Below are 11126 nucleotides of genomic sequence, written 5' to 3'. Positions count from 1 at the left end.
CCCCCGAGTGGTGCAGTATATAGACTGCCCGTATTTACGTCAAGTAACTAAGAGCTTAGCATCTGAATGCTCTTAATGCCTAGGGATGGATACTTCTTTGCGAGCAGAGAAAGAATTTTTTTTTGCTGCATCATGGTAATTTGTGCCCAAGAAGGATGGTCGGCTTTCAAAACCAATGTGGTGTGCTTGATTTCCACAATTTTTACGTGAGGATACAAGCGGTTTCCAATGATTTTCTGCCACTCAAACCCAACAGCTGCTTTTGGGTTATCAGGACGGATATCAAGTCTTCTCAAGACATAGTCAAGCACGGCTTTTGCTTCCAGTGGTTCTCCTTCCTTGCACAGTCTTGTTTTCTTATCCTTCATGGCTGATAAATCTTCCTTGATCGACAGTATACACCAATGCGTTCTCATCTGCCAGAGAGGAGAAATACTGCTCTTCTGGTAAAAATGTAAAGAAAGCTTGGCTGTAGGATTGCATCAACCTAAGAAATTCTGCTCGTCTGGTGTGATCAAGCTCGAGCAGTACATCATCAACCAGTATCAAAGGCTTTCCTCCAGTTTTCTTCTCAAAAAATGCCATCTGTGCGGTACGGAAAATGAGTGAAGCAAGCCTCATCTGGCCGGTAGATCCTGTTTGGGAAAAATTTTGAGAACCTTCCATCACCTGGAACCTGTCACGATGAATTCCACTGGTAGTAGTCAACAGGTTCATATCTCGTCCTCTTGTCTGTTCCAGATAAGCAATCACCTCATCCTTGGTTGCACAGGTATTCCAGGACGGTTGGTACTCGATATGCACGTCAATATCCTGACCAGAAACAGAGCGATACATCTCAGGAAAAATCTGGTCGAACTCGAATACAGCACGTGTTCTTTCCTGCTGGATTGCAATGCCATAGGTGGCGAGCTGAATGTCATAGACTGGAAGCAGTTCAAATCGTTGTTCTTTTATTGCCAGATTCCGTTGTCTCAATACCAACCGATACCTGCGCATGTCATCAAAAAACAGGGGATTGTACATGCTCATGATCTGGTCAAAAAATCTTCTTCGCTGTTCAGGTTCTCCCTTGATGAAAAAAATATCGTCATGGCTGAAAACTATGCAGGGGATGTTGTAGATCAACTCCTTTCTGTCCTTGATTTCCCTTCCATCAAGCAGTACCGTCCGTTTTGCATCTTTGTATTCGAGTACAAGGGTGTGATGTTGTTCATCATCTGTTACATATATCCCTTCAAGCTTGAAGTTTTTTTCTTTGTCAGTTGCGAGTTCCTTCAGTTGGTTTGTACGAAACGAAGATCCATAACAGAGTGTATATACTGCTTCAAGAAGATTGGTTTTTCCTTGTCCATTGGGTCCAATGAGGAATACCTGTCGGTTATCGACAGGTATTTTCTCGCTGGCCAGATTTCTGAATTGGTTGGTCCAAAGTTGGGTAAAACGCATCAGGCATTCGGTTGCATTGGCATAATGATATGAAAGTAATCCCTATTACTATCAGGTTTTACAGTCATTGCACGAGTAGGTTCAGTAAAGTTGATGGAGAAATATTCTCCCTCCATGGCTTTCAATGGATTTACCAAGTATGTGTAGTTCAAGGAAACCTTGCTGTCAGGACCTTCATACTGACATGCAATGATTTCTTTCGCTTCTCCTACTTCACTCTCATCACTGGTAAGCAGCACTCCAGCTTCACTGATATCCAGGAAGATTCTTTTTGCCTTGTTTTCAACCAAGAGAGAAACTCTCTTCAAGGCATCAAGCATATCTTGGATTCTCATCGTGCAGGTATAGGTTTGCACTTCAGGGATCACCCTACGATAGTTTGGATATTGTCCTTTGATGAGGGTTGTATAGAATGTCCTGTTTCCGATTTTTGCAAAAAGAATGTTTTCGGTTATTGAAAGGTCAAGCATTCCCTCATCAGTGGAGAGTTTTTTCAATTCTGTAAAGAATTTTGGTGGAATGATAATTGATGGGAACATGGGAAGATCTTCTTCAAATGTTCTCTCCACAATGGAAAGTCTTCTTCCATCTGTGGCAACCATGTTCATGCCACTTGCATTTCTTTCGAGATACAGACCACAGAGAAAATATCTTGTTTCATCTTCGCTGATGGCAAACATGGTTTGGTTTGCCATATCGGTGAAGGTTTTCTGAGGAATCGTGAAATACGAAGATGATTCTGAATTCTCCAAGGAGGGAAATTCATCAGCACCTATGGTTCTCAGTTTGAAATCAATGTTTTGCTCTTCAGGCTTGATGGTAAGCATTCCATCTTCCAATGAGAAATCAATTCTGGTGTTTGGAAGGCTTCTGAGAATATTCAGGAGTTTCTCACAGAAAACAGTGGTTCTTCCTTCTTGCAGTGTCTCGACTGCAATCTCAGTGTTGAATCCCAATTTCTGATCTGTTGCCTTGATGATAAGCCTTCCATCGAAGGTCTCCAGATAGACGTTGCTGGTGATAGAAAGGGAGTTTCTCTGACTGGTAAAATCCATTGAATATATTATCTCGTTGAGGATGTCATCTTTGTTGCAGACGAATTTCATATTAATACTCCTAGATTATTAAAAAATATAGTAATAATAGTAATAATAGCACAGATTCTGTGGATAACTTTCTAATTTCTTGTCCAATCACTGCTTAATTTTTGTCATCTTGTGGATAACTTGTCCAGTTGCCCACATTTCATCCACAAGGAAAAAAGCTCTATCCACAGGTTTTGGCAGTTATCCACAAGGTATCCAGTGGTTGTCCACAAGATATTACCGCTTACCATTTGTTAAGTCCCTCTTCAATTTTACGATGGTGTTTGCAAATGATTCATCCCCTTTCATAAGGGACTCAATCCGGTCATGTGCATGCATGACAGTGGTGTGGTCCCTGCCTCCAAATTCTGTACCGATTTCCGTAGTGGAATATTCGGTAATATCCCTTGCCAGGAACATGGCAATCTGTCTTGGTTGTATGAGCGATTTGTTCTTCTTTTTTCCCTTGATCTCGAAACTGCTTACATTGAAGTACTCTCCCACTACCTTGATGATGGTATCAATGGAGAGGGTCTGGTTTGAATTGGCAGCCAAGGAGGGGAGAATGCCAAGGAGTTCCCGTGCCTTGTCAAATGATATTTCCTGTCCAAGTAGTTCGCTATAGGCAATAAGCTTGGTTAGTGATGATTCAAGATCCCTCACATTGGTACATACATTGGTTGCTATGTAGTTGAGAATCTCCTCACTCATTGAACCGCCCCTTTCCACAAGTTTTTTCTTGAGGATTGCCATTCTTGTTTCATAGTTTGGTGGTTGCAGATCTACGTTCAATCCCCTCTCAAACCTGGAACTCAGGCGATCGGTTATGTTTTTCAGTTCACTGATGGGTCGGTCACAGGTGAATACCATCTGTTTTTTTGACTCGTACAGGTTGTTGAATGTATGGAACAGTTCTTCCTGTGTACTGTCCTTTCCTTGTAGGAAGTGTATGTCATCGATGAGCAGCACATCCACTTTACGGAATTTATTCTTGAACTGCTGTGTTCTTTGTGATCCGATTGATTCAATGAATTCATTGGTAAACATCTCGGCAGTCACATACATAACCTTCAGCTCAGGGGTGTTGTTGATGATATAATTTCCGATGGAGTTCAACAGGTGTGTTTTACCAAGCCCTACACCACCATAGATAAGGCAAGGGTTGTAACTGACTCCTGGATTCTTTGCAATCGCGAGGCTTGCATTATAGGCAAATGCAGAGTTGTCCCCGATCACGAATGTATGAAACTCATAGGAAGGGTTCAGATTACAATCCTTTTTCATTTTCAAGGTCTTCTCTTCACTGACCTGTGGCTTTGGTTGGATGGTAACAATGGGTGTTTCCTTTGGAGCTTCCTTGTGTTCTTTTGATGGTTGCTGTATTTGTTCAATTTTTGAACGTGCTACTACCTCAAAACCAATATCGATGTCCTCTCCAGTTAGTTCAATCATCGTATTGCGTATCATATCCCTGTAACGGGCTATTACTGTGTCAAGAATAAACTGGCTTGCTACAGCCAATACTACCTTATGACTATCTGATCGTAGGTAGGCAATTCGATTGAACCAGGTATGGTATTCCTGTTCTGGAAGGGTCTCCTTGATACGGGAGGCAGTTTCCTGCCAGAACTCATAGTATATGTTTTGTGCTTCGCTCATGCGGCCATTTTACCTTGTAGTGTCAGACGGTGCAAGTATTGTACAGCTAAGTGAATCTGTTGTTTGTAAAATCTTGTAATAAAAGAAGTAATAAATTGGCTTGAATTCGTGTGCAAGCTTGCAACTCCCCCATAATTTTGGTATACTTGATAAGAATTGATACATGTATTTTTTTTATTATTACATAAGGATATAACGAATGAGTGAAGGGAGCTTTGATAACGGAACGTTGGAGCCATCCTTGCACCAAGATGGTGTTGAGATGGCTTCCGTTTCCCATGGTTATTCTGCCGGGAGTATTCAGGTCCTCAAGGGTCTTGAGGCTGTTCGAAAACGACCTGGTATGTACATTGGATCCACAGGCATTGATGGATTGCATCATCTCGTATATGAGGTGGTTGATAATAGCATTGATGAAGCGATGGCCGGTTACTGTTCAGAAATCCGTGTCTACCTCGATATTGATGATGAGGGAAGAGAGATTTGTACAGTTGAAGACAATGGCCGCGGAATTCCTGTCGATCCACACCCAATTGAGAAGAAAAGCTCGCTGGAAATTGCCCTCACCCAACTGCATGCCGGAGGAAAATTCGATAAGAACTCCTATAAGGTCTCCGGTGGATTGCATGGAGTGGGTGTCTCCTGTGTAAATGCCCTCTCGGTCTGGATGGAGGTTACCATCTATCGAGATGGGGGGATATACCGACAGCTCTACAGCTGTGGATTGCCCAAGAGTGAAGTGCTTCGCATCGGAGATACCGATCGAAGCGGCACCGTGGTTAAATTCTCCCCCGACTACTCCATCATGGAGCAGAATGCTTTCAGTTATGAGGTATTGGTCAATAGATTCAGGGAGCTCTCCTTCCTGAACAAGGGAGTTTCAATTTCCCTTACTGACCGCAGAGGAAATGAGGTAAAAGAACAAACATTTCACTCTGATGGTGGTATTTCCCACTTTGTAAGTTACCTTAACGAATTCAAGCGTGTCTTGGTTGATCCTCCCATCTCCATTGAAGGGGAAAGGGACAACATCAAGGTGGAGATTGGTCTGCAGTACAATGATAAGTACGATGAGAAGGTGCTTACCTTTGTAAACAATATCAACACTCGCGAGGGTGGTACCCACCTTACTGGTTTCAGGACTGGATTAAGTCGGGTTATCAACGTTCAATTACAGAAGAACCCAAAACTCTTGAAGAAGTATGAGGAAAAACTCGAACAGAGTGATATCTCAGAAGGTTTGACCGCTGTTATCTCTGTAAAGGTTCCTGAGCCCCAGTTTGAGGGGCAGACCAAGATGAAATTGGGCAACTCTGCGGTAACCGGCGTTGTTTTCTCCATGGTATATGAGAAGCTGGGAAACTATTTTGATGAGTTCCCTGCCCAGACGGAAACCATTCTGCAGAAGATCATCAGTGCTGCGCTTGGAAGGGTTGCCGCCCGTAAGGCACGAGAGCAGATCAGAAAGAAGAGTGAAGGTGGCGGCCTACCAGGCAAGCTGGCCGACTGCTCTGAAAAGGATCCTGCAAAGTGTGAGGTTTTCATTGTTGAGGGTGACTCAGCAGGTGGATCCGCAAAACAGGGACGTGATCGTAAATTCCAGGCAATTCTTCCTCTTTGGGGTAAGATGCTCAATGTTGAGAAAGCCCAGGAGTTCAAGGTATTGGGAAATGATAAGCTGCAGCCGGTTATTTCCTCCATTGGTGCCGGTATTACCCGGTACAACAATATGGGCAAGGATGAAAATTTCGACAATGATGTGACCTTTGACCTCTCTAAGACGAGATATCACAAGATTATCATCATGGCAGACGCAGACGTTGATGGATCACATATCAGGACATTGCTGCTGACGTTCTTCTTTAGGTATATGAGACCTCTCATTGAAGCCGGGTATATCTATTTTGCAATGCCTCCCTTGTACAAGATCACCATAGGGAAGAAGGTTTTCTATGCCTATGATGAGGAAGCGAGGACCAAGATTCTCGAAGAACACAATGTCAGGGATGAAAACAAGGTCGGGCTCCAGCGGTACAAAGGTCTTGGTGAGATGAACCCCGATCAGCTTTGGGAAACAACCATGAATCCTGAGACACGCATGATCAGCCAAATCTCTCTTGAAGATGCAGAGGAAGCTGATAGGGTCTTCAGTATGCTCATGGGTGAAGAAGTTGAGCCACGAAGGGCTTTCATTGACGCAAATGCCGTCTATGTTTCGAATTTGGATATCTAGTATAAGGACATAATCGTGGAAGAAGTAAACGAAAATAGGACAATAATTGTAGACGTGGCAAAGGAGATGCGAACCTCGTACCTCAACTATGCCATGTCCGTCATTGTCAGCAGGGCTCTCCCTGATGTACGTGACGGTCTCAAGCCGGTCCACAGAAGAATCCTCTTTGATATGTATGAGATGGGCCTGAGAGCCAACTCCTCATATAAGAAATGTGCTCGTATTGTTGGTGACGTGCTTGGTAAGTACCATCCCCATGGGGATGGATCGGTATATGATGCATTGGTACGTCTCGCACAGGATTTCTCCTTGCGCTACCCGGTGGTAAACCCCCAGGGTAACTTTGGTTCAATTGACGGAGACCCGGCAGCAGCAATGCGATATACCGAGGCTAAGATGAGCCGAATCGGCGAGGAGATGTTGCAGGATATCCAGAAAGAGACGGTTGATTTCGGGCCAAACTATGATGACTCGATGACAGAGCCTCTGGTGCTTCCTGGTTCATTCCCCTTCCTGCTGGCAAACGGAAGTAGTGGAATTGCCGTTGGAATGGCCACCAATATGGCTCCACACAACCTGCAGGAAATCTCTGACGCCATCTGTGCAGTCATTGAAAACCCTGATATCACCATTGATGAGTTGATGGAACATATCAAGGGCCCTGATTTCCCCTCAGGTGGAGTCATCTGTGGCGTGCAGGGAATCAAGGATGCCTTTACCACCGGACGTGGCAAGATTGTCATGCGCTCTGTGTACGAGATCGAGGAGAGTGACCGTGGTCATGACCAGATCGTGTTCACCGAGATACCCTACCAAGTCAATAAAGCTGATTTGGTGAAGAAGATTGATGACCTCCGTAAGAATGGTGCAATCCCCATGATCAGCACAATACGCGACGAGTCCGACCGTAATGGTATCAGGATTGTGGTGGAGCTGAAGATGGGCTCTGAGCCGATGGTGGTACTCAATCAGTTATTCAGCAGAACTGCCCTACAGTCAAACTTCAATGTAAACAATCTTGCACTGGTGAAGGGAAGACCTCAGTTGCTTACGCTCAAGGAGATGCTGGTTTATTATATTGAGCATCGAACTGAGGTGGTAACAAGACGGACAAGGTATGACTTGCGCAAGGCACAAGAGCGTGCACATATCCTCAGGGGCTTGAAAATTGGTCTTGATAATATCGATGAGGTAATTAAGATCATCAAGGAGTCTGATGATAACACGATAGCTGCAAATCGTCTCGTTGAACGTTTTGGTTTGGATGATATCCAAGCACAGGCGATCATCGACATGAAACTTGGTCGCTTGAGTCATCTTGAGACTTCCAAGATATTGGATGAATTGGGAGAGCTTGAACAGAAGATAGCCTACTATCAGGAATTGCTTGCTGACGACCAGAAGATATTGGACGTTGTCAAATCTGAAGTTCGCTCCCTTCCCTCCTCCCTTGTTCCAAAAGACCGTAGACTTACAAGAATTGCTCGAGAAGAGTTGGGACAGGCGACAGATGAGGATTTCATCAAGGAAGAATCTGTTGTTGTGTTGATCAGCAACAAGGGCTTTGCAAAGCGAATTCCCGTCGAGGAGTATGATGCTCACGGACGTGCAGGCAAGGGCACCAGGACAACCAAGCTGCAGGACGGTGATTTCGTCGACCATATGTTTGTTGCCTCAACCCATGAATATGTAATGTTTGTCAGTAATGCAGGCAAGGCTTACTATATCAAGGGATTCCAGATTCCTGAAGCTACCAAAACTGCAAAGGGGACCAGTATCAAGAATATTCTTCAGCTGGAAACCACTGAGAAGATCACTTCGATCATTGCATTCAAGGAATTCAGTGAGGATAAGTACTTGATGATGGCTACCCGTCAGGGTGTTGTGAAAAAGGTATCGTTGTCAAACTTCGTGAATGCAAGGGTTCGTGGTATCAGGGCCTTATTCCTTGATGAAGGTGATGAGCTACTGAGCTGTGACCTTGTTGAGGAAGGTGATGAGGTTATGTTGATCACCAAGAATGGTCGTGGACTCAGGTTCCGTCAGAGTGATGTACGGGCAATGGGAAGGGCTAGCCGTGGTGTTCGCGGTATCCGCTTGATCGGAGATGATCAGGTTGCTGGATTGTTGAAGGTAGATGATTCCCATAGAATTCTCATGATTACTGAAAATGGGCAGGGAAAGCAAGTAACCTTTGACAGCTTCAATGTGCATGGTAGAGGAACACAGGGACAGAAGATCTTCCGTCTTGGAACGAAGGCAACCTTTATAGTGGGTGTGCTGAGTGTAAACGATGATAATGATGTTGTGTGTGTCACCATGATGGGACAGACACTGAGGGTTCATTGTGATGCAATCTCTGTGCAAGGGAGAAATGCTGCCGGAGTTCGTGTGGTATCGATGAAGTGGAAAAATGACTCCATCGTAGCCATAGCTTCTACTGAGAAAGATGAAGAGGAAGAAGTAGAGATTCCTGAAGCACCAAATCCAGAGGATGTGGTTCAAGATGAGGATGTTGATGATGATGAATCTGAAGATATTGTAATTGACGATTCAGATAACGAATAAAACATCTGTTAAGTAGTATATCGGGCTGTTTTCCATTGAGAAAACAGCCCATTTTATTGCCTAAATTTTCCTCCATTTCCCACACAAATCTGTATCGTTATATAGAAACATTGACCAAAAAACCTGCAAATAGCGCTCTGATTTGCTGTTTTTGACATATTTGAAAAACATTTAAAAATCGAGGGTGAAAAACCAACCTAAGTGAATAGTGCTCACTCAAAAGAAGAGTATAGCCTTACTAAAGCCAACCCCGTTTCACGTGAAACATGGAATGAATAATGTACCTAATCTTAGGATGTGCTTACTTCCAATAGATAGAGGATTCAGAAAAGGAAGAGGGTAGGGGAGGGGTCAGTATCGGTATACAGATATCCTTTGGTACTTCAGATAGTGTTTTGGTGTTTCACGTGAAACCTCTAGCAGAAGGAAATAGTAATTGGACGGTATGGCCATCTTAGGGGTATGTATCGTTGAATACGGGGAGTGAGCTATTTACTGTAATACATTCTTAGAACGAACTCCTTGTATATGGAGTTTGATTGGTAGAAGAAGTGTTATCGTGGTTCGACTAAAAATAATAAGAATTGTATGAGGTTTTTTATGATTGTTTCACGTGAAACATCAATTATCTTGGTAGAGAGTTGATTCGAATAGAATACGTATTTCGAAACATAATTCAGGGTACAAAAAAATACGTTCCACGCGAATGTTTCACGTGAAACGCATCATGCTTGGTTCTCTGAATACTATAGATCTGGGGTATTTACCACAGTTAGATTCGGATCAACAAAGTTGCGAAGGTAGCGTTCTACACCACCTTTCAGGGTCATCTGGGACATCGGGCAGCCAGCACATGCGCCAACAAGACGAACAGTTACATCATTGCCAACCAAACTGATGAACTCGATATCTCCACCGTCATTTTGCAAAGAGGGCCGAATGTCCTCAAGTGCCTTTTTGACTTTATCTTCTATCATGTAATTATCCTCCATACGGTATCTTGAAGATACTATAGAGATGAATAAGGGTCAAGTTAACAACCTTATTGGGTGACATGAATGAGTTTATTACGTATAGTGAATAGTATGAGTGCACAAACAATACTGTTTTTGAACCAAAAAGGTGGAGTAGGTAAAACTACCTCAGCAGTTAACTTGGGAGCTGCTTTGGCTGGGCAGGGTAAGAAGGTCCTGTTGATCGACTTGGATGCCCAGGGTAATCTCACGAGTGCTACCTCCATTGATGGAAGGCAACCTGGTATATATGAGGTAATAGCTGGCCAGCTTCCCGCTGAGGAAGCAGTTCAGCAGACTCCTGTCAAGAATCTCTACGCTATACCCAGCAATATCAACATGGCTGGTTTGAATATCGAGCTGGTTGAAGAGGAAGAGCGAGAGTTTTTTATTAAACGAGCCTTATCGTCATTGGAAGATTCTTGGGAGTATATCCTTGCAGATTGTCCTCCTTCATTAGGATTGGTCACGGTCAATGCAATGGCATGGGCCAAGAAAGTGATCATTCCAATGCAGTGTGAATATTTGGCAATGGAAGGGTTGAGTTTGTTGACAAGAACTGTGGGGAACATGAAGAAATCGATTAACCCCGATCTTGAAGTGCTAGGAATTCTTTTTACTATGTATAGCAAGCGTACTAATCTGGCTAAGGAAGTAGTTGAAGATGTGAGTTCCTTTTTTCCTCAGTTGGTCTTCAAGACTATGATTCCCAGAAATATCCGACTTGCCGAGGCCCCTTCCCATGGACTTCCGATTACGGTATACGATGGTTCAAGCAGTGGAGCAAAAGCATATAAGGCATTAGCCAAGGAGGTTACAAAACGTGTCGCAAGAAACCAATAAGAAACATGGATTGGGGAAAGGAATAGGTTCCTTAATGCAAGACTATTCATTCGATTCTGTTTTGGACTCCGCCCTTGGCTTAGCTTCATCAAAACCAGATGCTGAGAAAGGACAACGTGTTCTTGAAGTCCCTGTTGAACAAATTCGTGCAAACCCAAACCAGCCAAGAAAGAATTTCAACCAAGAAGCACTGGAAGAATTGAGTCAATCGATCCAACGGGAAGGTGTATTGCAGCCTATCTTGGTAGAGGAGATTGCACCCGGGTTGTATAGTAT

General features: G+C 43.7%; 9 protein-coding genes. 4 read left to right on the top strand and 5 right to left on the bottom strand.

Going from position 1 to position 11126, the window contains the following annotated elements:
- Positions 1-47: 47 nt before the first annotated feature.
- From JF818_RS10860 to dnaA, 4 genes are all read right to left on the bottom strand, one after another.
- The gene (locus tag JF818_RS10860) at positions 48-368 is read right to left on the bottom strand and encodes a DUF721 domain-containing protein (RefSeq protein WP_198892034.1); all 321 of its coding nucleotides are present in this window, start codon (positions 366-368) and stop codon (positions 48-50) included.
- Positions 358-1449: a DNA replication/repair protein RecF gene (locus JF818_RS10855; RefSeq protein WP_198892033.1), complete on the bottom strand. Its 1092-nt coding sequence runs from the start codon at positions 1447-1449 to the stop codon at positions 358-360. The genes JF818_RS10860 and JF818_RS10855 overlap by 11 nt, the downstream gene beginning before the upstream one ends.
- Positions 1449-2555, bottom strand: coding sequence for a DNA polymerase III subunit beta (gene dnaN, locus JF818_RS10850; RefSeq protein ID WP_198892032.1), 1107 nt, complete (start codon positions 2553-2555; stop codon positions 1449-1451). The genes JF818_RS10855 and dnaN overlap by 1 nt, the downstream gene beginning before the upstream one ends.
- Positions 2556-2771: 216 nt before the next feature.
- Complete coding sequence (gene dnaA, locus JF818_RS10845) at positions 2772-4193, bottom strand: chromosomal replication initiator protein DnaA (RefSeq protein WP_198892031.1); 1422 nt, start codon at positions 4191-4193, stop codon at positions 2772-2774.
- A 199-nt stretch (positions 4194-4392) separates the two neighbouring features.
- On the opposite strand from dnaA, the gene gyrB reads away from it, so the two are divergent.
- Positions 4393-6426: a DNA topoisomerase (ATP-hydrolyzing) subunit B gene (gyrB, locus tag JF818_RS10840; RefSeq protein WP_198892030.1), complete on the top strand. Its 2034-nt coding sequence runs from the start codon at positions 4393-4395 to the stop codon at positions 6424-6426.
- 15 nt (positions 6427-6441) lie between these two features.
- Complete coding sequence (gene gyrA / locus JF818_RS10835; protein ID WP_198892029.1) at positions 6442-8994, top strand: DNA topoisomerase (ATP-hydrolyzing) subunit A; 2553 nt, start codon at positions 6442-6444, stop codon at positions 8992-8994.
- Positions 8995-9740: 746 nt separating this feature from the next.
- Here gyrA and JF818_RS10830 read toward each other — a convergent pair.
- Positions 9741-9971: a NifU family protein gene (locus tag JF818_RS10830; RefSeq protein ID WP_198892028.1), complete on the bottom strand. Its 231-nt coding sequence runs from the start codon at positions 9969-9971 to the stop codon at positions 9741-9743.
- 108 nt (positions 9972-10079) lie between these two features.
- Between JF818_RS10830 and JF818_RS10825 the strand changes: the two genes are divergently transcribed.
- Positions 10080-10850, top strand: coding sequence for a ParA family protein (locus JF818_RS10825; protein WP_198892027.1), 771 nt, complete (start codon positions 10080-10082; stop codon positions 10848-10850).
- A partial coding sequence (locus tag JF818_RS10820; RefSeq protein ID WP_198892026.1) for a ParB N-terminal domain-containing protein occupies positions 10831-11126 on the top strand: 296 nt, incomplete at its 3' end. The genes JF818_RS10825 and JF818_RS10820, both read left to right, overlap by 20 nt.

The sequence above is a fragment of the Sphaerochaeta sp. S2 genome (genome assembly GCF_016406725.1).
GTDB lineage: Bacteria > Spirochaetota > Spirochaetia > Sphaerochaetales > Sphaerochaetaceae > Sphaerochaeta.
The sequence above is the reverse complement of the archived record's forward strand: the minus strand, read 5'-3'. Positions and strand labels throughout refer to the sequence as shown.